Raw genomic sequence first — 22,475 nt, forward strand, 5'->3', positions numbered from 1 at the left:
GGAAGAGGGAGTGCAGCGATGAGTCTCGATACGGTGGTCGGCGGGGCCGGCCAGGACGGCTACCTCTCCATGGCCGAGCGGGCCTACCACGAGATCCGCGACCGGCTGATCATGCTAGACATCGCCCCCGGTGCGCCGATCAACGAGCAGGCGCTCGCGCTCGAGCTCGGGATCGGCCGCACTCCGATCCGTGAGAGCCTCAAGAAGCTCGAGCTCGACCACCTCGTCGTGGCCTATCCCCGCCGGGGGACGTTCGCGACCCAGGTGGACATCACGGACCTCGCGGCGGTGTCCGAGATGCGCGCGGTGCTCGAACCGCTGGCCGCTCGGCGGGCGGCGGCGAGTGCGCGCCCCCAGAGCCGGCAGGAGCTGCTGACCAAGGCCGACCAGATCGCCGCGATGGACGGGCGGCGTCAGAGCAACCGGGCCCTCATGCAGTACGACATCGACGTGCACCGCCTCATCTACAGCGCCTGCGGCAACGAGCATCTCGAGGAGACGCTCATCCGGCTCGACAACCTCGCGACGCGCATCTGGTGCGTGGTCCTCGACCGGCTCCCGTCGATCGACGAGCACATTCGCGAGCACATCGACCTGCTCCGAGCCATCGCCGGTGGTGATGGCGACCAGGCTGCGCAGCTGGCGCTGCAGCACTCCGTGCACTTCGAGAAGCTCGGTCCGCCGGGTTCTCTAGCGGACCTGCGGGCGCAGGTACCAGCTGGCCGCCGGGAGGACCGGGCCACCCGGGCGCGCGGCCGTGTCGGAGGCGCCGACGGCCCCGCGGGTGTGCCGAGGTCACCCCTCTTCGGAGCCGTGCGACTGACCCGCGAACCAGGCAGCGACCTGGGCGCGGTTGGTGAACCCGAGCTTGGTGAGGATGTGCTCGACGTGAGCCTCCGCCGTGCGCGGGGAGATGACCAACCGGTCGGCGATCTCCCGGTTGCTGAGTCCCTCGTGGATCAGCCCGGCGATCTGTCGCTCGCGCCGCGTCAGCACGTCGGGTGCCGGCGGCTGGGTGCGCGGGACCGCGCGCCTCGAGGGGCTCTCCTCCAGGGCGAAGGCGATCGCGCTCGCCTGCTGCATCGACCGGCCGCGCGACCATGCACGGTCGAAGGCTTCCTGCCCGAGCGAGGCACGCACACCGGCGAGGGAGGACTCGTGCCGCACCTCGAGCTCGGGAAGCGTCTGGATCGACGCCTCGATCCGGTCCCACTCGTTCTGCGCCGCGCCCATGAGCACCGCCGCCCGCTCGGGGTCGGCGGATGCGTCGACCCACGCGAGCACCTCGAGCGTGGCGCCGATGCCGAGGCGCTCGCCCATGACCTGCTCCAGGCGCAGACTCTCCTTCAGCAGCTGCTGCGCCGGCTCTCGTTCACCGCGTGCCCAGCTCGCCAGGCCGGCTGCCCACAGGGACCATGACCGGAGCCACGTCTCACCGGCCGGCTGGGTGATCTCTAGGCAGGCGCGATGGCACGCCATGGCCCGGTCCCCGTCGTCGAGCGACGTGCTCACGATGGCCAGCAGCATCCAGCAGTGCGCGAGCTCGGCCGCGTTGCCCGAGGCCGAGAAGCCGCGGATCGCGTCGTCGAGCAAGCGCTGCGCCCCGTCCATGTCGCCGGCGTACATCGTCACCAGCCCGGCGGCCTCGGTGAGGAGGACCTCCGTCTCGCCGCCCAGCCCGCTCGCCAGTGCCCTGCCCTCCTCGAGAAGAGGCACGGCCGACTCGACATCTCCCTGCAGGGCAGCCCACCAGCACGCGCTTCGCAGCGCGAGGGACCGCGCCGTCGGATCCCCGCCGTCGGCGGCGAGAAGTCTCTCGCACCAGCGCCGCCCCTGCCGGAAGACGCCGTGGACATGGACGTACTCGAGCAGGTGCGCACACGCCCAGCGACCGGCGTCGAGCGCGTCAGGCTCGGCCGCGCAGAGCTCCAGGGCCGCCGCCAGGTTGCCCAGCTCGCGTCCCACTCTGTCGATCCACGCGAGCTGGCGGTCGCTGAGCCATCCGTCGTGCGCGTTGCCGACCATGGCCACGAAGAACTGCCAGTACCGGCGCTGCTGTTCGTCGAGGGCCCCCATGCGCGTCAGCTCGGTCAGGCCGCGCTGTCGGATCGGGGGGAGCATCCGGAACCGGGTGGCGGTCTCGCCCCGGGTCGTCGCGAGCACGGACTTGTCGACGAGGGAGGCCAGCGTCTCGGCGATCGGCTCCTCGTCGTCCGGGGCGGAGCAGACCGCAGCCGCGGCGTCCAGCTCGAAGCCGTCGACGAAGACGGCGGCCTTGGCCCAGAGCCTGCGCTCGGCGGGGGTGCAGAGGTCGAAGGTCCACTCGATGCACGCGGCCATGGTGCTGTGTCGACGGGGCGCCGTGCGTCGGCCCCGGCTGAGCAGCTCCCACTGGTCGGTCAGGGCCTGCTCGATCTCGGTCGCGGACAGGGTCGGAAGTCGCGCTGCTGCCAGCTCGAGCGCCAGCGGGATGCCCTGCAGCCTGCGACAGATCGCGGCCACAGCGGCACGGTTTCCCTCGGTCAGCTCGTAGCCGGGAAGGCTCGCGCGCGCACGGTCGAGGAAGAGCTGGACCGCCTCGTACTGCTGCAGCCTGCTCGCGCCCGGTTCCTCCGGCGCCGGACACGTCAACGGTGACACCACGTGCACCACCTCACCGTCGACCCGCAACGGCTCTCGGCTGGTGGCGAGGATCCGTACCTCCGGGCAGCTGCGCAGGATCGTGTCGGCCAGCACGGCCACCACGTCGACGAGGTGTTCGCAGTCGTCCAGGACGAGCAGGAGACCGCGCTTCCTCAGGTACTCGACGACCGCGATCGTGCCGGACTGGGCGGAGCGCCCGTAGAGTCCCAGCGCCCCGGCGATCTGGTCCGGCACACCGTCCGCCTCGCTCAATGCTCCGAGCGACACGAAGCAGACGCCGTCGGGGAAGATCCGCCGCAGGTCCGCGGCGACGCGCAGCGCAAGACGCGTCTTGCCGATACCGCCGAACCCGGTCAGCGTGACCAGGCGCGACTCCGACAGCCGTTCGCGGATCGCGCGACGCTCGAAGCGCCGGCCCACGAAGGTCGTCACCTCGGCCGGAAGGTGCCCCGGGACCTGCGTGCTGGCGAGAGCCTCTGTCATGTGGTCTGGTCCTCCGTGGGTCCCGACGCGTCCACGGTACCGCCTGTCCGAGGGCGTCGGGCCGGGACGCAGCGCGCGAGCCGGGACGCAGCGCGCGAGCCGCCGGTCGCCTGCCAGCTAGCCGGCGAGCCCGAGCCGGTCCAGGCCCCTGAGCGGTCGGCGGGCCCGCTCGACGGCGGCAGGCAGGGCCGCCAGGAAGGCGTCGACGTCATCGTCCGTCGACGTGTGCCCGAGGGTGAGGCGCAGCGCGCTCCGCGCCCGCTCCTCCGGCACGCCCATCGCGAGCAGCACGTGGGACGGCTGCGGCAGGCCTGCCTGGCAGGCGGACCCGCTGGAACACCCGACGCCGGCAGCGTCGAGCAGGTGGAGGAGGGAGTCGCCGTCACAGCCCGGCACGAGCAGGTGCGCGTTGCCGGGCAGTCGCCGGATGCCGTCGCCGGGCTCCCAGGCGCCGGTCACCGTGATGCCGAGACCGAGGTCGAGCGCCGAGCTGACGAGACGGTCACGCAGGACGACGAGGCGGGCTGCCTCGGCGTCCCGCACGGCCACGGACTCCTCGGCGGCGGCCGCGAAGCCCCGGATCGCCGGCACGTTGAGCGTGCCCCCGCGAACGTGCCGCTCCTGCGTGCCGCCGAAGCTCAAGGGCACGAGCCGGGCGTCGCGCCGGGCCACCAGCGCCCCGACACCGAGCGGGCCACCGGTCTTGTGCGCCGTGATGGTCATGAGGTCGGCGCAGCTCGCCGTGAAGTCGACCGGGACGTGCCCGAAGGCCTGGACGGCGTCGGTGTGGAAAGGGATACCGAACTCGTGGGCGACGGCAGCGATCTCGCGGACCGGCTGGACCGTGCCCACCTCGTTGCCGGCCCACATGACCGTCACCAGCGCGACCGACTCCGGGTCCGCGGCGACGGCTTCGCGCACGGCGGCGGGGGTCACGAGACCCTCGGCGTCCGGCTGGACCCAGGTCACGCGCGCGCCGCGCCGGGCCACGAGGTGCTCCACGCAGTCACGCACCGCATGGTGCTCGATGGCGCTGGCAACGATGCGGGCCCGGCGCGGGTCCGCTTCGCGTCTGGCCGCGAAGGTCCCCGACACGGCGAGGTTGTCCGACTCCGTGCCGCCGGAGGTGAAGATCACCTCCGACGGTCGGGCACCGACGGTCCGGGCCAGTCGCTCGCGCGCTTCTTCGACGGCCCGGCCGGCGGCCCTGCCCGCGGTGTGCAGCGACGAGGCGTTGCCCACGGTCGACAGCTGCTCGGTCATGGCTGCGATGGCCGACGCTCGCATGGGCGTCGTCGCGGCGTGGTCGAGGTAGGCAGTCACCTGGCCGGTGCCCTCCTCGGAGGTCGGTCAGTGACCCCGGGACAGCCAGGCCGGCAGGTCCGGGGCCTCGGCGCCGATGGTGGTGTCCGCGCCATGGCCCGGGTGCACGACGGTCTCGGGGGGCAGGCTGAGCAGCTTCTCGGTGATCGACTCGATGATCGTCGGGAAGTCGCTGAAGGAGCGTCCGGTGGCTCCCGGTCCACCCTGGAACAGGGTGTCCCCGGTGAACACCTGCCCCAGCTCGGGCACGTGGAAGCTGCACGCCCCGGGTGCGTGGCCGGGGGTGTGCAGCACGTGGACCTGCGTGTCTCCCAGCGCGATCCGGTCGCCGTCGTCGAGCTTGTGGTCGGGCCCGTTGACGTGCACCCGGTCCCACAGCATCCGGTCCTCGGGGTGGAGGTAGGTCGGTGCGCCGGTGGCCTCTCTCAGCTGCTCGGCGACGCCGATGTGGTCGTCGTGCGCGTGCGTGAGCAGGATGCCGACGACGGTGCGGCCGCCGACCGCGTCGAGGATCGGGCCGGCGTCGTGCGCCGCGTCGATGATGACGCACTCGAGCTCGTCACCGACGACCCAGACGTTGTTGTCGACCTCCCAGGTGCCTCCGTCGAGGCTGAACGTGCCCGAGGTGACGACGCGGTCGACGCGCAGGGACCCGCTCACAGCTGGACCACCGAGCGCAGCACCTGGCCGTGGTGCATCTTGTCGAAGGCCTTCTCCACGTCGTCGAGGTCGATCGTCTCGGTGATGAAGTCGGCGAGCGGGAAGCGGCCCTGCTGGGCCAGGTCGACGAGCATCGGGAAGTCACGCGAGGGCAGGCAGTCGCCGTACCAGCTCGACTTGAGCGCGCCGCCCCGGCCGAACACCTCGATCAGCGGCAGGGTGATCTGCTTGTCCGGTGTGGGGACGCCGACGAGGACGACGGTGCCCGCGAGGTCGCGCGCGTAGAAGGCCTGCTCGTAGGTCTCGGGGCGGCCGACCGCGTCGACGACGATGTCGGCGCCGAAGCCGCCGGTCAGCTCGCGGATCGCCTCGACGGGGTCGACGTCCTTCGAGTTGACGGTGTGGGTGGCCCCGAAGCCCTTGGCCCACTCGAGCTTCTGGTCGTCGACGTCGACGGCGATGATCCTCGACGCGCCGGCAAGGGCGGCCCCCGCGATCGCGGCGTTGCCGACGCCTCCACAGCCGATCACCGCGATCGAGTCCCCGCGGGTGACGCCGCCGGTGTTGACGGCGGCGCCGAAGCCGGCCATCACGCCACAGCCGAGCAGACCGGCGGCAGCCGCCGGCGCCTGGGGGTCGACCTTGGTGCACTGCCCCGCCGCGACGAGCGTCTTCTCGATGAAGGCGCCGATGCCGAGCGCGGGGAGAGCTCGGTCCCGTCGGTGAGGGTCATCTTCTGGGTGGCGTTGTGCGTGTTGAAGCAGTACTGCGGCTTGCCCTTGGCGCAGGAGCGGCACTGGCCGCACACGGCGCGCCAGTTGAGGATGACGAAGTCGCCCGGCGCGACCTCGGTGACGCCGTCGCCGACGGACTCGACGACGCCGGCGGCCTCGTGGCCGAGCAGGAAGGGGAAGTCGTCGTTGATGCCGCCCTCCCGGTAGTGCAGGTCGGTGTGGCAGACGCCGCAGGCCTGGATCGTGACGACGGCCTCGCCGGGCCCGGGGTCCGGCACGATGACGTCCACGACCTCGACGGGCTCACCCTTGGCGCGGGCGATGACTCCCTTGACGGTGCTTGGCATGAGAAATGGCTCCTTCTGGAGGGCGATCGGTGGATGGCTCGGGAGAGGGACGGTCAGCGGAACACGACGGTGCGGTTCTGGCCCAGCAGCACGCGGTGCTCGGTGTGCCAGGTCACCGCCCGGGCAAGCACCTGGACCTCGACGTCGCGGCCGGCCGCGACGAGCTCGTCCGGCTCGAGCGAGTGTTCCACCCGGGCGGCGTCCTGCTCGATGATGGGGCCTTCGTCGAGGTCCGCCGTGACGTAGTGCGCGGTCGCGCCGATGAGCTTCACACCCCGGGCGTGCGCCTGGTGGTAGGGCTTGGCCCCCTTGAAGCTCGGCAGGAACGAGTGGTGGATGTTGATGACCTTGCCCTCGAGCTTGGTGCACAGGTCGTCGGACAGGACCTGCATGTACCGCGCGAGCACGACCAGGTCGACGTCGAGCTCGTCGACGAGGGCCAGGAGCCGGGCCTCGGCCTCCTCCTTGGTGTCCGGCGTGACCGGGATGTGGTGGAAGGGCACCCCGTACGTCGTGACGATGTCCTCGAAGTCTCGGTGGTTCGACACCACGCCGGCGATCTCCACGTTCAACGCACCGATCCGCGCGCGGTAGAGAAGGTCGTTGAGGCAGTGCCCGAAGCGTGAGACCAGAATCAGGGTACGGGTCGGCGTCGCGGCGTCGTGGAGCTGCCAGGACATCTGGAAGGCCTGGGCGACCCTCGCGAAACGGTCCTTCAGCTGGGCAAGGTCACCGTTGACGACGCTGAACTGGACCCGCATGAAGAACGTGTCACTGAGCCGGTCGTCGAACTGCTGACTCTGGCTGATGTTCCCGTTCTGCTGGACGAGGAAGCTGCTGACGGCGTAGACGATCCCGGGTGCCTCCGGGCACGAGATGGTCAGGACGTACTCGCTGCCGGCCGCGGGGCGAGGTGCCATGTGGGTCCTCCAAACGATGCGTATTACACAACACGAAGAGCAATACGCAACAGTCTGCCGTCGATGGTGGTTCGGGTCAAGCACTCCGACCGCAGGCGCAGGACTTGAGGCAGGTGGGGTCACGGACGGCCGTTCGTTCGGCCGTCGACGTGATTACCGGTCCGGTCTTTCGGGTATGCCGCAGGGTCTTGACAGTCGCACAGACCGGGGCCACTCTGTTGCACCATTAGCAAACAGGTGCGCAATGAGAGACAGCATTCGCTCGCCTGTTCTCCATGGAGAAGGGTGCGGCATGCCAGAGCTCTACGTGGACGGCGAGTGGGTCGAGGCTCTCTCCCGACGTCGTCGGGAGATTCGATGTCCGGCTGACGGACGTCTCGTCAGCACCGTCTCGGAGGGCGGCAGCGCCGACACCGTCAGCGCGATCGCGGCAGCACGGCGAGCCTTCGACGAGGGGCCCTGGCCGCGGACGCCCGAGGTGGAGCGGGGGGCCCTGCTCCTGCGGACCGCCGACCTCCTGCAGCGCGACAAGGCGCAGTTCGCGCGTGCGGAGAGCCTCGACACCGGAAAGCGGCTCGTCGAGGCGGAGTACGACATCGACGACGTCATCAGCTGCTTCCGCTACTACGGGGGCGTCGCGGGCACCGACGCCGGGCGGGTCATCGACACGGGTCGCGACGACGCGATCAGCCGGGTGGTCCGCGAGCCGGTGGGCGTCTGCGGGCTGATCACCCCGTGGAACTACCCGCTGCTGCAGACCTCGTGGAAGGTCGCCCCGGCCCTGCTCGCCGGAAACACCTTCGTCCTCAAGCCGAGCGAGCTGACCCCGTCGACGGCCATCCTGCTCATGCGCAGCCTCGAGGAGGCCGGCCTGCCCGCCGGCGTCGGCAACCTCGTGCTCGGCCCGGGTGACCAGGTCGGCGCCCCGCTGGCTGAGCACCCGGACGTCGACCTCGTCTCGTTCACCGGGGGTCTCGACACCGGCCGGTGGATCATGGCCGCCGCCGCACAGACGGTCAAGAAGGTCGCCCTGGAGCTGGGCGGCAAGAACCCCAACATCATCTTCGCCGACGCCGACCTCGAGACGGCTGTCGACTTCGCCCTCACCGCGGTGTTCCTGCACTCGGGCCAGGTGTGCTCGGCGGGCTCGCGACTCATCGTCCAGGACGAGGTGCACGACCGCGTCGTCGACGAGGTGGTCCGGCGTGCCGAGGCCATCCGGCTGGGGGGCCCGTTCGACGAGCGCGCCGAGACCGGCGCCCTCATCTCCGCAGCGCACCTGGAGAAGGTGTCCAGCTACGTCAAGGACGGGATCGCCGAGGGAGCGGTCCTGCGGTGCGGGGGTTTCCGAGCCGACACGGAGGGTCTCCAAGACGGCTACTTCTACCGGCCCACCGTGCTCGATGAGTGCCATGCTGGTATGCGGGTCGTGCAAGAGGAGTCCTTCGGTCCGGTGCTCACCGTGGAGCGGTTCACCGACGAGGCGCACGCGGTGCGCATCGCCAACGACACCCCCTACGGTCTGGCAGGAGCGGTCTGGACCCAGGACGCCGGCCGTGCGCAACGGGTGGCCCAGCGGCTGCGGCACGGCACCGTGTGGATCAACGACTACCACCCCTATGTCCCCCAGGCGGAGTGGGGCGGGTTCAAGCAGTCCGGTCTCGGCCGTGAGCTGGGTCAGGCCGGGCTCGCCGAGTACTACGAGACCAAGCACGTCTGGCAGAACATCCGCCCGTCAGCCCAGAGGTGGTTCAGCGGATGAGCACGCCCTCGCAGTCGACCACCCAGCCCCAGTCCACCCAGCCCCAGTCCACCCAGCCCCAGTCCACCCAGCAGTCCAGCCAGCAGGTCAGCCAGGAGAGTGCAGGAGAGGCCACCATGACAACTGCCACGAGCGACGAGCTGCTCGCGACCCCGACCACCCCGGCCGGGGCACCCGGCCGCTCGGCGGACCCGGTCATCTCGGTCCAGAACCTCTGGAAGGTCTTCGGCGCCAAGGGTGCCGACGTGCCCACCTCCCCGGAGCTGGGGGCCCTGTCCCGCCGTGACCTCAAGGAGCGCACCGGCTGCGTCGCAGCGGTCTGTGACCTGAGCTTCGACGTGGCGCCGGGTGAGGTCTTCGTCGTCATGGGCCTGTCGGGCTCGGGCAAGTCCACCCTCGTCCGCTGCCTCACGAGGCTGATCGAGCCCACCGCCGGCCAGGTGCTGTTCAAGGGCGAGGACATCCTCCAGGCCAACGAGCGGTCGCTGCGCGAGCTCCGCCGGCACAGCATCGCCATGGTCTTCCAGCACTTCGGTCTGCTGCCGCACCGCCGGGTCGCCGACAACGTCTCCTACGGACTCGAGATCCGCGGTACCGGCAAGAAGGAGCGTGCCCAGCGCGCTGCCGAGGTCATCGACCTGGTGGGGCTCTCCGGCTACGAGAACTCCTTCCCGGACCAGCTCTCGGGCGGCATGCAGCAACGGGTCGGCCTCGCCCGGGCGCTGGCCGGCGACCCGGAGGTGCTGCTGTTCGACGAGCCCTTCTCGGCGCTCGACCCCTTGATCCGGCGTGACATGCAGAACGAGGTCATCCGGCTGCACCACGAGGTCGGCAAGACGATGGTCTTCATCACCCACGACCTGTCCGAGGCACTCAAGCTCGGCGACCGCATCCTCATCATGCGCGACGGCCGGCTCGTTCAGGTCGGCACCGGAGCCGACCTGGTCGGGGCCCCGGCCGACGACTACGTGCGCGACTTCGTCCGCGAGGTCCCCCGCTCGCACGTCCTGACCCTGCGCTGGATCATGCGTCCGGTGCATCCGGACGACGTGCTCGACGGTCCGGAGCTCGGTCCCGACGTCGTCGTCCGTGACGCGGTGCGGGTGGTGCTCGAGGCCGAGCGCCCGATCAAGGTCGTCGAGGGCGGCCGGCTGCTCGGTGTCGTCGGAGACGCGGAGATCCTCTCGGTGGTCGCCGGATCATGACGACGATCGCTGCAGTCCGCACCGGCATCCGCCCGCATCGGGGCGTGATCATCACCGGCGTCCTGCTCCTGTGGCTGGTCGCGTTCACGGTGCTGCGTGGGCGTGACACCCTCTCGCTGGGTGCCGCGGACGTCACCTCGCTGCACTCCCGGCTCAACGACCTCAACGACGCGGTCGGCGCCAACCGCAACAGCAACCCGCTGTTCCTCTACTTCTTCAACGAGATCCGGTTGGTGATCGAGCAGCTCACGAACTTCATCTCCGCGCTGGTGTCGCAGCCGGCGTTCGGACGCCCGGTCCCTCTGATCGGCTGGCTCGGGGTCGTCGCGCTGGTGGGTTACGGCTCCTGGGCCCTGGGCAACCTCAAGGTCGGGCTGCTCGCCGTGGCCGGCTTCACCTTCATGGGCCTGCAAGGCCTGTGGCAGGAGAGCATGGACACCTTCGCGCTCACCCTGTCTGCGGTGCTCGTGTCGCTCCTCATCGGCATCCCGTTGGGGATCTGGTCGGGGGTCTCCGACCGCGTCAACCAGGTCGTCACCCCGGTGCTCGACTTCATGCAGACCATGCCGACCTTCGTCTACCTCGCGCCGCTCACCCTGGTCTTCCTCATCGGACCGGCCTCGGCGGTCATCGCGACGCTCATCTACGCGGCCCCGCCGGTCATCCGGATCGCGGCGCACGGCATCAGGCAGACGCCCAAGGAGACTCTCGAGGCCGCTCAGTCGCTCGGCACCACCCGGGTCCAGCTCCTGCGACAGGTGATGCTGCCGATGGCCAAGCGGACCATCGTCATCGGGATCAACCAGACGATCATGGCGGCGCTGTCGATGGTGACCATCGCGGCCCTGATCGACGCGCCCGGTCTGGGGCGGGTCGTGCTGCGGTCGCTGCAGTCCCTCGATGTCGGCGCCGCCTTCAACGCCGGCCTGTCCATCGTCGTCATGGCCATCGTCTTCGACCGGGTCACCACCGCCGCCAGCGTGCGCGTCGAGAGGTCCCGACGCAGCGCCAGCCGGATCCCCGCCTCGGTGCGCAAGGTCGCCCTGCTCGTCGGGGGAGCGGGCACCCTGGTGTGCCTCTACCTGTCCTACACCTTCGTCTGGGCGGCCGAGTTCCCCACGGACATCGACCTGGGCGCCCCGATCAACCGGTTCGTCACGGGCGTCACCGACTGGACGCAGGTTCACCTGAGCGCCCTGACCAGCGACTTCAAGGAGTTCACCACCGACCACGTGCTCAACCCGTTCCAGACGCTGCTGACCGACTCGCCGTGGTGGCTGTTGTTCGCCGTGCTCGTGGCACTGGCGGCGGTCGCCGGCAGTGTGCGCACCGCCCTCGTCACCGCGACGACGCTGGCCCTCATCGTGGGCACCGGACTGTGGTTCGACGCCATGTCCACGCTTGCCGCGACGTTGATCGCGACGGTCGCGGTGATGGCTCTGGGGCTGGTGTTCGGCGTGTGGATGGGCCGCAGCCCCAAGGTCGACAGGGTGGTCCGGCCCGTGCTCGACGCGGCCCAGACGATGCCCTCCTTCGTCTACCTCGTGCCGTTCGTCGCGCTCTTCGCGGCCAGTCGCTTCACCGGCATCGCCGCGGGTGTCGTCTACGCCGCGCCGGTGGCCATCAAGATCATCGCCGACGGGATCGCCGCCGTGTCGCCCACGACGATGGAGGCGGCGACCTCAGCCGGCTCCAGCACGTGGCAGCTCATCACCAAGGTCCAGCTGCCGATGTCGCTCCGGACCATCGCGCTGGCCATGAACCAGGGCCTGATCTACGTGCTGTCCATGGTCGTGGTCGGGGGCCTCGTCGGCGGCGGCGCGCTCGGCTACGACGTCGTGGCCGGGTTCCGCCAGAACTCGCTGTTCGGCAAGGGCCTGGCCGCCGGGCTCGCCATCGTCCTGCTCGGCATCATGCTCGACCGGCTCACCCAGTCGGTCGCCCGGCGGGCCCAGGCCACCACCGACCACGCCCGCCACTAGCACTTCCCGCAACCCCGAACCCACGCTGCTACCGCAACCTCGGCCGTGTGCCGAACGAAAGGCAAACCCCATGTCTCGTCCCAGATCCGTCCTGAAGAACCCTCTACCCCGAGCCCTGGCCGGCTGCACCGCTGCGGCCCTGGCGCTCTCGCTCAGCGCCTGCGGCGGTGCCAAGGTGGGAACCGACACCGCCGCCGGTGCCCAGGGCGGAAGCGGAGGCAAGTGCGGCACCTTCAACCTGGCGGTGAACGCCTGGGTCGGCTACGAGGCCGACGCTGCCGTCGTCGCCTATGTCGCCGAGAAGAAGCTCGGCTGCAAGGTCGTCAAGAAGAACCTCGACGAGCAGGTCTCGTGGCAGGGCTTCGGCACCGGGGAGGTGGACGCGGTGCTGGAGAACTGGGGCCACGAGGACCTCGCCAAGAAGTACATCACCGAGCAGAAGGTCGCCCAGGACGCCGGACCGACGGGCAACATCGGCGTCATCGGCTGGTACGTGCCGCCGTTCCTGGCCAAGCAGCACCCGGACATCACGGACTGGAAGAACCTCAACAAGTACGCCGACCTGTTCAAGACCTCGGAGTCCGGCGGGCAGGGCCAGATCCTCGACGGCGACCCGGGCTTCGTCACCAACGACGCCGCCCTCGTCAAGAACCTGAACCTCAACTACAAGGTGGTCTACGCGGGTTCCGAGGCGGCGCTGATCACGAGCTTCCGGCAGGCCGAGCAGACCCAGAAGCCGATGATCGGCTACTTCTACTCGCCGCAGTGGTTCCTCGCCGAGGTGCCGCTCGTCAAGGTCAACCTGCCGAAGTACACCAAGGGCTGCGACGCCGTGCCGGCCAAGGTCGCGTGCGACTACCCGGAGTACAACCTCAACAAGGTCGTCAGCACCAAGTTCGCGCAGTCCGGGAGCCCGGCCTACAACCTCGTCAAGAACTTCAAGTGGACCAACGACGACCAGAACCTCGTCGCGAAGTCCATCGCCCAGGACAAGCTGTCCGACGACGCAGCGGCCAAGAAGTGGGTGGACGCCAACCCGGACAAGGTGAACGCCTGGCTGGCTGCCGGCTGACGCGGTCGATCGGCCCATGTGCCCGGTCACGGACGACGTCCGTGACCGGGCACTGTGGTCTGCCGGTCCACGGATGCCGGCCGACATCGCCACATCAGGGTCCGCGGGGCTCTTGACACCCCGCGGGCGGTCCACGACGATTGTTGCGATCAGCGCATTGTGTTGCGCCAGACGCACTCTGGAGGTTTTGGAATGACGGGTCCCAAGGTGGTCATCATCGGTGCGGGGGTTGTCGGCGCCGCGCTGGTCGACGAGCTCACCGCTCGCGGCTGGGACGACGTGACCGTTGTCGACCAGGGCGACCTGCCGGCCCCCGGGGGGTCGACGTCGCACGCGCCCGGGCTGGTGTTCCAGGCAAGCGCCTCGAAGACGATGACCGAGCTGGCTCGCTACACCGTCGAGAAGTTCTGCTCGATGGAGTCGGAAGCGGGCCCGTGCTTCCTGCAGGTCGGTGGGCTCGAGGTGGCCACGACGCCGGAGCGGGTCGTCGAGCTGCACCGCCGGCACGGGTGGCTCACCGCGTGGGGCGTCGAGTCCCGCGTCCTCGACGCCGCAGAGACCGCGGCGATGTACCCGCTGCTCGACCCGGACGTCGTGCTCGCCGGCCTGCACATCCCGACCGACGGGCTCGCCAAGGCGGTCAACGCCGTCGATGCCCAGACGCGCCGGGCCGCCTCCCGCGGAGCGCGGTTGCTGCCCCGCCACGAGGTCCTGGACGTCACCGTCGAGGACGGCCGGGTGACCGGCGTCGTGACGGACCACGGTGAGATCCCCGCGGACATCGTCGTGTGCTGCGCCGGAATCTGGGGCCCCGTCATCGCCGACAAGGTCGGCATGAGCCTGCCGCTGACGCCCTTGGCGCACCAGCTCGCCTGGACGTCACAGGTTCCGGCCCTGGCCGGGGCCACTCGGGAGGCGACGCTGCCGATCCTGCGCCACCAGGACCAGGACCTCTACTACCGCGAGCGGTTCGACACGCTGGGCATCGGCTACTACGGGCACCGGCCGATGCCGATCCGGGCCGAGGACATCGCCCGCCTCGACGACTCGGCGGTCATGCCCTCCGTCCTGGAGTTCACCCAGGAGGACTTCGAGGAGGCGTGGACGCAGACGCAGAAGCTGCTGCCCTCCACGCGCGACGCGAAGGTCGAGGAGGGCATCAACGGGCTCTTCTCGTTCACCACCGACAACATGCCGCTCATCGGGGAGTCGCCGGACGTCAGCGGCTTCTGGGTCGCCGAGGCGGTCTGGGTCACGCACTCGGCCGGCGTCGGCCGCGCTGTCGCGGAGCTGCTGGTCGACGGGCACTGCTCGAGCTTCGACCTGCACGAGTGCGACCTCAACCGGTTCGAGGAGCACCAGCTCTCGCCGGAGTACGTCCTCACCCGGGACTGCCAGAACTTCGTCGAGGTCTACGACATCCTGCACCCGCTGCAGCCGACCGGCAGCCCACGCCCGATCCGCACCAGCCCGTTCTACGGGCGCCAGCAGGCGCTCGGCGGCGAGTTCCTCGAGGCGTCCGGCTGGGAGCGTCCGCAGTGGTACTCCGCCAACGCCGGTCTCGTGGAAGGCCGTGACATCTCCACGCCGAACGACTGGGCCGCCAGGTTCTGGTCCCCGATCGTCGCCGCCGAGGCGCAGGTGACGCGCGAGTCGGTCGCGATGTACGACATGACGGCGCTCAAGCGCCTGGAGGTCACCGGCCCCGGTGCGGCGCAGTTCCTCAACGGCCTCGTCACGGCCAACGTCGACAAGTCGGTCGGGTCGGTGACGTACTGCCTCCTGCTCGACGTCGACGGTGGCATCCGCAGCGACATCACGGTGGCCCGCCTGGCCACGGACCGGTTCCAGATCGGTGCCAACGGCAACGCGGACCTCGACTGGCTGAGGCGCCACCTGCCCGCCGACGGCAGCGCACAGGTCCGCGACATCACCGCGGGCACCTGCTGCATCGGCCTGTGGGGCCCGAAGGCCCGCGACCTCATCCAGCCGCTGACCGACACCGACTTCAGCCACGAGGCCCTGAAGTACTTCCGCGCCACCTCGGCCTTCATCGGGACGGTGCCCGTCACCGCGATGCGGCTGTCCTACGTCGGGGAAGCTCGGCTGGGAGCTCTACACCACGGCGGACCACGGCCAACGGCTGTGGGACCTGCTGTGGGAGGCCGGGCAGGAGCACGGCGTCATCGCGGCCGGCCGCGGTGCCTTCTCGAGCCTGCGCCTGGAGAAGGGCTACCGCTCCTACGGTGCCGACATGACGGCCGAGCACGACCCCTACGAGGCAGGCCTCGGCTTCGCGGTCAAGCTCGACAAGGGCGACTTCGTCGGCCGCGAGGCCCTCCTGGCTCGCAAGGAGTCCAGCACGCGCCGGCTCGCCTGCCTCACGCTGCCGGACGCGGGCACGGTCGTCCTCGGCAAGGAGCCGGTGTACGCCGGTGACCGCTGCGTCGGGTACGTCACCAGCGCCGCCTACGGCTACACGATCGGCAAGGGGATCGCGTACGCCTGGCTGCCCGTCGATCTCGCCGAGGTCGGCACCGAGCTCGAGATCGGGTACTTCGACGAGCGCGTGAGGGCCGTCGTGACCGCCGAGCCGCTGTTCGACCCCGCGATGACGCGCCTGCGCAGCTGAGGGCCGGCGCCGGTCGGCCTCCCTCGACATCCGTCGACGTGGCGGCGGCCGGGCGCCGACCACGACGGACCCGACGCAGTGGCGTCCCGCGTCTCGCACCCGACGCCACTGCGTCGGTCCGAGGCACGGGACGCGGGCTCGGCCGGGGCCACCCGGCGTCGGTCAGCTGCCCAGGTGGCCCAACCGGCGGCTGATCTGGCTCCCGGCGGCCTGCAGCACGCCGGCCACCTCCTGAATGCGGTCCGGGACGAGCCGGAAGGCGGGGCCCGAGACGCTCACCGCAGCGACGACGCCGCCGGTGTGGTCGCGCACCGGGACGGCGACGGCGTTCAGGCCGACCTCGTACTCCTCGAACGTGGTGGCGAACCCGTCGGTCAGGGCCTGCTCGAGCTGCTCCTCGAGCGCGCTGCGCGAGGTGATGGTGGCGTCGGTGAGCCGTGGCTGGCCCGCGACGTCCAGGACCTCGTCGCGCTGGGCGCGGTCGAGGTGTGCCAGCAGGATCTTGCCGCTGGACGTGGCGTGCAGCGGGGTGAGCTGGCCCATCCAGGTCTGGGCCGAGATCGCCGACGGCCCCAGTGCCTCGGCCACGTTGACGGCGTAGTGCTCCCGGATCACGGCCAGGTTGATCGTCTCACCGAGCTTGGTGGCCAGCTCGTCGAGCATCGGCCGGGCCTGCCGGACGACGCCGAGCCGCACCGGGATCGCGCTGGCCAGACGCAGGATGCCGAAGCCGAGCTGGTACTTGCCGCGTTCCGAGTTCTGCTCGACGAGGCCACGATCCTCCAGCGCGGCGAGAAGCCGGAAGGCGGTGGACTTGTGCACGTCGAGGTCGGCGGCGACCTCGCTGACGCCCGAGCCACCGGTGGCGGCCAGGATCTCGAGCACGCGCACCGCCCGATCGACCGACTGGACGCCGCCGCTCGTGTCGCCGTTGGCGCGGCTGCTCCGCCGTGGAGCTCTGCTGTTGTTCTCCCCCTGCATATCGTTGCTCATGACGCAACCTTAACGCACGGGTAACAGTTGCGCATCGCGCAGTCTAGTGCGCAATCCGCTACTCCGGTACGCTCAGCACAGCTGGTCGGCCAGCTGTGGCACGTCGTGCCCGGCCCACGCGTCGCCGACCCTGGCACGGCCGCAGCTCCCTGCGGCCCGAGTTCGGAGGAAACATGGCGTCTGCTGTCTACGACTTCGTCATCGTGGGAGGGGGATCGGCCGGCTGTGCGCTGGCCAACCGCCTCTCGGCCGACCCGGCCACCAAGGTCCTCGTCCTGGAGGCGGGTCGCAACGACTCGCTCTGGGACGTGTTCATCCACATGCCCGCCGCGCTGCCCTTCCCGATCGGCAGCCGGTTCTACGACTGGAAGTACGAGTCCGAGCCCGAGCCGCACATGGGGGGCCGTCGGATCTACCACGCGCGCGGCAAGGTGCTCGGCGGCTCCAGCAGCATCAACGGGATGATCTTCCAGCGTGGCAACCCGTTGGACTACGAGCGGTGGGCGGCGGACCCGGGCATGGAGACGTGGGACTACGCCCACTGCCTGCCGTACTTCAACCGGATGGAGAACTGCCTGGCCGCCGACCCGGACGACCCGTTCCGCGGCCACGACGGGCCGCTGGCCCTCGAGCGGGGCCCCGCGACGAACCCGTTGTTCGAGGCGTTCTTCCAGGCTGCCGAGCAGGCCGGCTACAGCCGGACCAGCGACGTCAACGGCTACCGTCAGGAGGGTTTCGCGCGCTTCGACCGGAACATCCGCAACGGCCGGCGGCTGTCCGCCGCGCGGGCCTACCTGCACCCGGTCATGGACCGGCCCAACCTCGAGGTCGTGACGAGGGCCCTGGCCACGCGCGTGCTCTTCGAGGGCAAGACCGCCGTGGGCGTGGAGTACCAGCGTGGCCGCGGTGCCGCGACGCAGGTGCGGGCCAAGACCGTGGTCCTCAGCGGCGGCGCCATCAACTCGCCGCAGCTCCTTCAGCTGTCCGGGGTGGGCAACGCCCAGGAGCTGTCCCGGCTGGGCATCGACGTCGTGCACGACCTGCCGGCCGTGGGGGAGAACCTGCAGGACCATCTCGAGGTGTACATCCAGTACGCCTGCAAGCAGCCGGTCACGATGCAGCGCTACCTCAAGCACCGGTACAAGCCGTTGATCGGTGCCGACTGGCTCTTCCGGCACCAGGGCCCGGGCGCGACCAACCACTTCGAGGGTGGCGGGTTCGTCCGGAGCAACGACGACGTGGCCTACCCGAACCTGATGTTCCACTTCCTTCCCATCGCGGTGCGGTACGACGGGTCGGCGCCCGAGGGTGGCGAGGGGTACCAGGTGCACGTCGGGCCGATGTACTCCGATGCCGTCGGCTCCGTCAAGATCAGGAGCACGGACCCCCGGGAGCACCCGGCCCTCCGGTTCAACTACCTGTCGACGGACCAGGACCGCCGCGAGTGGGTGGAGGCGGTGCGCGTCGCGCGGAACATCCTGACCCAGCCGGCCATGGACCCGTTCAACGCCGGTGAGATCTCACCCGGACCCTCGGTCGAGACCGACGAGGAGATCCTCAGGTGGGTCGCCGAGGACGCGGAGACGGCGCTGCACCCCTCGTGCTCGTTGCGGATGGGGGTCGACGACAGGTCGGTCGTCGACCCGCTCACCATGGGCGTTCACGGCTTGGAGGGCATCAAGGTCGTCGACGCCTCGGTGATGCCCTACGTCACCAACGGCAACATCTATGCCCCGGTGATGATGGTGGCGGAGAAGGCTGCCGACCTGATCCTCGGCAACACCCCGCTGCCGCCGTCGGAGGCCCAGTTCTACCGCCACCAGCCCGCGGTTCACTGACCTGTCCACCGGCGCGACGTCGACCTCCGAGCCCCTCGCCCGCGAAGCCCTCAGGCTTCGCGGGCGAGTCTCTTGACACGGCTTTGTCGTGGTCTCAGACTGTTGCGCATCGTGCTTTGAGTTGTGTTATTCGCATCGAGGTGGTTCCTATGTTGTCAGTCTGTCCGCTGTCCTCACTCGCGCCGGGGGAGGCGCTGCGCGTTCAGGCCGAGCCGCCGATCGCGGTGTTCCACACCGAGGACGGCGAGGTGTTCGCGCTCGATGACACCTGCACCCACCAGGACGCGTCGCTCGCCGACGGCTGGCTGGAGGGCTGCGAGATCGAATGCCCGTTGCACGCCTCCCGCTTCGACCTGCGCACCGGCCAGGTCGACGCACCGCCGGCCAAGAAGCCCGTGCGAACCCACCGCGTCGTCGTGGAGGACGGCCACATCTACGTCGAGCTGTCCTCCGAGGAGCCCAACCTGCCGCCCGGGGTCAGCGCGAGCAGCCAGGGTGCGGGTGGTCGGGGATGAGGACCGTCGCGGTCGTCGGCGCCTCGCTGGCCGGGCTCTCCTCGGCCAGGGCGCTGCGCAGCCAGGGGTTCGACGGGCGGCTCGTCGTCATCGGTGACGAGCTGCACCGGCCCTACGACCGGCCGCCCCTGTCCAAGGAGTTCCTGGCCGGAAAGGTCGCGCAGGAGGACATCGCCCTCGAGGACGACGACGAGGACCTGGATGTCGAGTGGCTGCTCGGCGTCCGCGCAGCCAGCCTCGACCTGACCGAGCGCAGCGTGGTGCTCGGCGACGGCACGCGGATCCGGGCCGACGGGGTCGTCGTCGCGACGGGTGCCCGTGCGCGGACGCTGCCGGGCACGGAAGGGCTGGCGGGTGTCCACACCCTGCGGACGCTCGACGATGCCGTGGCACTGAGGGCCGAGATCGAGCCCGGGCGGCGGCTCGTCGTCATCGGCGCCGGCTTCATCGGTGCCGAGGTCGCGTCCACGGCGCGTTCCCTCGGCCTCGAGGTCACCGTCGTCGAGGCGATGGCGACCCCCCTCGCCGGGCCGCTCGGCACGGACATGGGCCGCATCGTCAGCAGCTTGCACGCCAACCACGGTGTCCGGCTCATCTGCGGCACCGGGGTGCGGCGGTTCACCGGTGCCGGAAGGGTGGACGGTGTCGAGCTCGACGACGGCCGGCTGCTGCCGGCCGACCTCGTGCTCGTCGGTGTCGGGGCCCAGCCCAACGTCGACTGGCTGCAGGGCTCCGGGTTGGAGCTCGACAACGGCGTCCGCTGCGACGCCGGCGGCCTGACGAGCTTCTCCCGGCGTCGTGGCCGTCGGTGACTGCGCGGCCTGGTACGACCGACGGTTGGGTCGTCACCACCGAGTCGAGCACTGGACCGGAGCGCTCGACCGGCCGAAGCGCGCGGTGGCCACGCTGCTGTCCGGCGACGGCGCGGGACCGGATGTGGCCCCGCCCTACTTCTGGTCGGACCAGTACGGCGTGCGCCTGCAGTTCGCCGGCGACGCCCGGTCCGCCGACAGCGTGACCATCGAGGAGGGCGACCCTGCCGAGCACTGCTTCCTGGCGGTCTACCGACGCGCCCAGGAGCCGGTCGGGGTCCTCGGCCTGAACCAGACCAGACCCTTCACCCGGTGGCGCCGGATGCTCGGCGCCCCCACCGTTCCGGCTCCCGCCTGAAGGCCGGACAACCCTTGACAGCGCCGGCGTCTGCCAGCACGCTGTTGCGTATCACACTTAACGTTGCGTCATAAAAAACCTCACCACCCCCGCCCGTCGTCCAGGAGCTCTTATGTCCGTCATCGAGACCTCGCCCAGCCTCATCGCCACCCTGCCCGGTCACACGTACACCGATGAGGCCGTGTTCGCCGCCGAGCAGGAGCGGATCTTCGAGGCGATGTGGTTCTGCGCCGCCCGCTCGAGCGACCTGACGGGGCCCGGCTCGTTCAAGACGGTGCAGGTCGGCCGCGAGAGCGTGCTGATCACCCGCAACCGCAAGGGCGAGGCCCGGGCCTTCTTCAACATCTGCCGCCACCGCGGCGCCCAGCTGTGCACCGAGGAGTCGGGCCAGGCCCAGCGCTCGTTCCAGTGCCCCTACCACGCCTGGACGTACGACTTCGACGGCAAGCTCGTCGCAGCGCCGAACCTGACGAAGATGCCTGACATCGACCGCGTCGAGTACGGGCTGCGCACCATCTCGGTGCAGGAGTGGCTCGGCTACATCTGGGTGTGCCTGGCGCCGGAGCCCCCCTCGTTCGACGAGACCGTCCGCCACGCCGTCATCGAGCGCCTCGGTGACCTCGAGTCGATCGAGCACTACGACGTCGCCAACCTCGCCGTCGGGCGCCGCATCGTCTACGACGTCAAGGCCAACTGGAAGCTCATCATCGAGAACTTCATGGAGTGCTACCACTGCGCGACGATCCACCCCGAGCTCACCGAGGTTCTGCCCGAGTTCGCCGACGGGTTCGCCGCCCAGTACTTCGTGGGCCACGGCGCCGTCTTCGGTGAGGAGATCAAGGGGTTCACCGTCGACGGCTCCGAGGGGCTGGACCGTATCCCGGGCGTCTCCGACGACCAGGACCGTCGCTACTACGCGATCACCGTCAAGCCGCAGGTCTTCATCAACCTGGTGCCCGACCATGTGATCTTCCACCGGATGTACCCCCTGGCGGCCGACCACACCATCGTCGAGTGCGACTGGCTCTACCTGCCCGGTGTGGTCGAGAGCGGCAAGGACGTCAGCGCGTCGGTGGAGCTGTTCCACCGGGTCAACCAGCAGGACTTCGACGCCTGCGAGCGGTGCCAGCCGGCGATGAGCTCGCGCGTCTACGCCGACGGGGGAGTCCTGGTCCCCAGCGAGCACCACATCGGCGAGTTCCACGAGTGGGTCCAGGCCAAGCTCGCGGGCGCCGTCGGCCCGACCGCCGGCTAGCGGTGCAGCTCCACCTCCACCCACCCGCCCGGACACCCGGCCGGCCTCGGCGCTCACGGAAGGAGCGGGCATGGCGACCGCAACACTGATCGACGGCAAGCGGATCGCCGAGACGGTCAAGCGCGACCTGGCAGAGCGCGTCTCCATGCTGCAGCTGCAGGACATCCGGCCGGGTCTGGGGACGATCCTCGTCGGAGACGACCCGGGGAGCCGTTCCTACGTCAACGGCAAGCACCGGGACTGCCGCGAGGTCGGGCTGCACTCCATCCGGGTCGAGCTGCCGCAGACCGCCTCCCAGGAGGAGATCGAGGCGGCCGTCCTCCGGCTGAACGCGGACCCGGCCTGTACCGGGTTCATCGTCCAGCTGCCGCTGCCGGCGCACATCGACACCCACCGCGTGCTCGAGCTCATCGACCCGGACAAGGACGCCGACGGCCTCCATCCGGTCAACCTCGGGCGGTTGGTCCTCGGCATGCCGGCCCCGCTGCCGTGCACGCCGAGGGGGATCATCGAGCTGCTGCGACACCATGACGTCCCCATCACCGGGGCACGCTTCTGCGTCATCGGCTGCGGCCTGACCGTCGGCCGTCCGCTGGGACTGATGCTGACGCGGCGCAGTGAGCATGCGACGGTGACGCTGTGCCACGAGGCGACCGTCGACGTCGCGGCGCACACGCGCGTCGCCGACGTCGTCGTCGCGGCCGCAGGCGTGGCACACCTCGTGCAGCCGGACTGGGTCAGGCCAGGTGCGACGGTGCTGTCCGTCGGCATCACCCGCACCATCGAAGGCATCTTGGGCGACGTGCATCCGGCCGTGGACAGCGTGGCAGGCAAGGTCAGCGGAGCAACCGGGGGGGTCGGGCCCATGACGCGAGCGATGCTGCTCACCAACGTCGTGGAGATGGCCGAGACCCTCGGAGGCCCGTGATCGGCGTGCCGGA

Annotated in this window: 16 protein-coding genes and 3 pseudogenes; 12 read left to right on the forward strand and 7 right to left on the reverse strand. The window is 70.2% G+C overall.

The window, feature by feature from the left end; genetic code table 11:
* Nucleotides 1-18 precede the first annotated feature (18 nt).
* Nucleotides 19-694, forward strand: a pseudogene (locus AC1VM9_RS15990) (GntR family transcriptional regulator).
* A gap of 101 nt (nucleotides 695-795) precedes the next feature.
* Here the strand turns inward: AC1VM9_RS15990 and AC1VM9_RS15995 are convergent.
* From AC1VM9_RS15995 to purU, 5 genes and pseudogenes are all read right to left on the reverse strand, one after another.
* Complete coding sequence (locus tag AC1VM9_RS15995) at nucleotides 796-3,126, reverse strand: ATP-binding protein (protein WP_483123331.1); 2,331 nt, start codon at nucleotides 3,124-3,126, stop codon at nucleotides 796-798.
* 117 nt (nucleotides 3,127-3,243) lie between these two features.
* Complete coding sequence (locus AC1VM9_RS16000) at nucleotides 3,244-4,449, reverse strand: cysteine desulfurase family protein (protein ID WP_483123332.1); 1,206 nt, start codon at nucleotides 4,447-4,449, stop codon at nucleotides 3,244-3,246.
* Between the two features lie 27 nt (nucleotides 4,450-4,476).
* A complete protein-coding gene (locus tag AC1VM9_RS16005) occupies nucleotides 4,477-5,109 on the reverse strand; it encodes an MBL fold metallo-hydrolase (protein ID WP_481340077.1) in 633 nt (210 codons plus the stop codon).
* Nucleotides 5,106-6,190, reverse strand: a pseudogene (locus tag AC1VM9_RS16010) (S-(hydroxymethyl)mycothiol dehydrogenase). Before AC1VM9_RS16010 ends, AC1VM9_RS16005 begins: the two are co-directional and overlap by 4 nt.
* 53 nt (nucleotides 6,191-6,243) lie before the next feature.
* Nucleotides 6,244-7,110, reverse strand: coding sequence for a formyltetrahydrofolate deformylase (gene purU / locus AC1VM9_RS16015; RefSeq protein ID WP_483123333.1), 867 nt, complete (start codon nucleotides 7,108-7,110; stop codon nucleotides 6,244-6,246).
* 292 nt (nucleotides 7,111-7,402) lie between these two features.
* On the opposite strand from purU, the gene AC1VM9_RS16020 reads away from it, so the two are divergent.
* Nucleotides 7,403-8,872: an aldehyde dehydrogenase family protein gene (locus tag AC1VM9_RS16020; protein WP_481343921.1), complete on the forward strand. Its 1,470-nt coding sequence runs from the start codon at nucleotides 7,403-7,405 to the stop codon at nucleotides 8,870-8,872.
* Here AC1VM9_RS16020 and AC1VM9_RS16025 read toward each other — a convergent pair.
* Entirely contained in the window at nucleotides 8,862-8,990 is a 129-nt protein-coding gene (locus AC1VM9_RS16025; protein WP_483123335.1) for a hypothetical protein, read from the reverse strand. The genes AC1VM9_RS16020 and AC1VM9_RS16025 overlap by 11 nt on opposite strands.
* Here AC1VM9_RS16025 and AC1VM9_RS16030 point away from each other — a divergent pair.
* The 4 genes and pseudogenes from AC1VM9_RS16030 to AC1VM9_RS16045 all read left to right on the forward strand — a co-directional run bounded on the left by AC1VM9_RS16030 (nucleotide 8,989) and on the right by AC1VM9_RS16045 (nucleotide 15,763).
* On the forward strand, nucleotides 8,989-10,077 hold the full coding sequence (locus AC1VM9_RS16030) for a quaternary amine ABC transporter ATP-binding protein (RefSeq protein WP_481345172.1): 1,089 nt from the start codon (nucleotides 8,989-8,991) through the stop codon (nucleotides 10,075-10,077). The two genes, AC1VM9_RS16025 and AC1VM9_RS16030, sit on opposite strands and share 2 nt — an antisense overlap.
* Nucleotides 10,074-12,059 (forward strand): ABC transporter permease, encoded by a 1,986-nt coding sequence (locus AC1VM9_RS16035; protein WP_481345173.1) that lies wholly within the window; start codon nucleotides 10,074-10,076, stop codon nucleotides 12,057-12,059. The genes AC1VM9_RS16030 and AC1VM9_RS16035 overlap by 4 nt, the downstream gene beginning before the upstream one ends.
* A 175-nt stretch (nucleotides 12,060-12,234) precedes the next feature.
* Nucleotides 12,235-13,131, forward strand: coding sequence for an ABC transporter substrate-binding protein (locus tag AC1VM9_RS16040; RefSeq protein WP_483123336.1), 897 nt, complete (start codon nucleotides 12,235-12,237; stop codon nucleotides 13,129-13,131).
* A 192-nt stretch (nucleotides 13,132-13,323) separates the two neighbouring features.
* Nucleotides 13,324-15,763 (forward strand): annotated as a pseudogene (locus tag AC1VM9_RS16045) (GcvT family protein).
* A gap of 162 nt (nucleotides 15,764-15,925) precedes the next feature.
* Here the strand turns inward: AC1VM9_RS16045 and AC1VM9_RS16050 are convergent.
* Nucleotides 15,926-16,756: an IclR family transcriptional regulator gene (locus tag AC1VM9_RS16050; RefSeq protein WP_481345176.1), complete on the reverse strand. Its 831-nt coding sequence runs from the start codon at nucleotides 16,754-16,756 to the stop codon at nucleotides 15,926-15,928.
* A 173-nt stretch (nucleotides 16,757-16,929) separates the two neighbouring features.
* Here AC1VM9_RS16050 and betA point away from each other — a divergent pair, with 173 nt between their 5' ends.
* The 6 genes from betA to AC1VM9_RS16080 all read left to right on the forward strand — a co-directional run bounded on the left by betA (nucleotide 16,930) and on the right by AC1VM9_RS16080 (nucleotide 22,462).
* Entirely contained in the window at nucleotides 16,930-18,594 is a 1,665-nt protein-coding gene (gene betA / locus AC1VM9_RS16055) for a choline dehydrogenase (protein WP_481338862.1), read from the forward strand.
* 149 nt (nucleotides 18,595-18,743) lie between these two features.
* On the forward strand, nucleotides 18,744-19,109 hold the full coding sequence (locus AC1VM9_RS16060) for a bifunctional 3-phenylpropionate/cinnamic acid dioxygenase ferredoxin subunit (RefSeq protein WP_481338860.1): 366 nt from the start codon (nucleotides 18,744-18,746) through the stop codon (nucleotides 19,107-19,109).
* Nucleotides 19,106-19,921, forward strand: coding sequence for an NAD(P)/FAD-dependent oxidoreductase (locus AC1VM9_RS16065; RefSeq protein WP_483123339.1), 816 nt, complete (start codon nucleotides 19,106-19,108; stop codon nucleotides 19,919-19,921). The genes AC1VM9_RS16060 and AC1VM9_RS16065 overlap by 4 nt, the downstream gene beginning before the upstream one ends.
* A 25-nt stretch (nucleotides 19,922-19,946) precedes the next feature.
* Nucleotides 19,947-20,279: an oxidoreductase C-terminal domain-containing protein gene (locus tag AC1VM9_RS16070; RefSeq protein ID WP_483123341.1), complete on the forward strand. Its 333-nt coding sequence runs from the start codon at nucleotides 19,947-19,949 to the stop codon at nucleotides 20,277-20,279.
* A 112-nt stretch (nucleotides 20,280-20,391) separates the two neighbouring features.
* Nucleotides 20,392-21,534 carry an aromatic ring-hydroxylating oxygenase subunit alpha gene (locus AC1VM9_RS16075; protein ID WP_481338856.1) on the forward strand — a complete coding sequence of 381 codons (1,143 nt, stop codon included), beginning with the start codon at nucleotides 20,392-20,394 and terminating at the stop codon, nucleotides 21,532-21,534.
* A 70-nt stretch (nucleotides 21,535-21,604) separates the two neighbouring features.
* Nucleotides 21,605-22,462: a bifunctional methylenetetrahydrofolate dehydrogenase/methenyltetrahydrofolate cyclohydrolase gene (locus tag AC1VM9_RS16080; RefSeq protein WP_481345178.1), complete on the forward strand. Its 858-nt coding sequence runs from the start codon at nucleotides 21,605-21,607 to the stop codon at nucleotides 22,460-22,462.
* Nucleotides 22,463-22,475: the final 13 nt, after the last annotated feature.

Source organism: Monashia sp. HAY1-11D, from assembly GCF_056868035.1.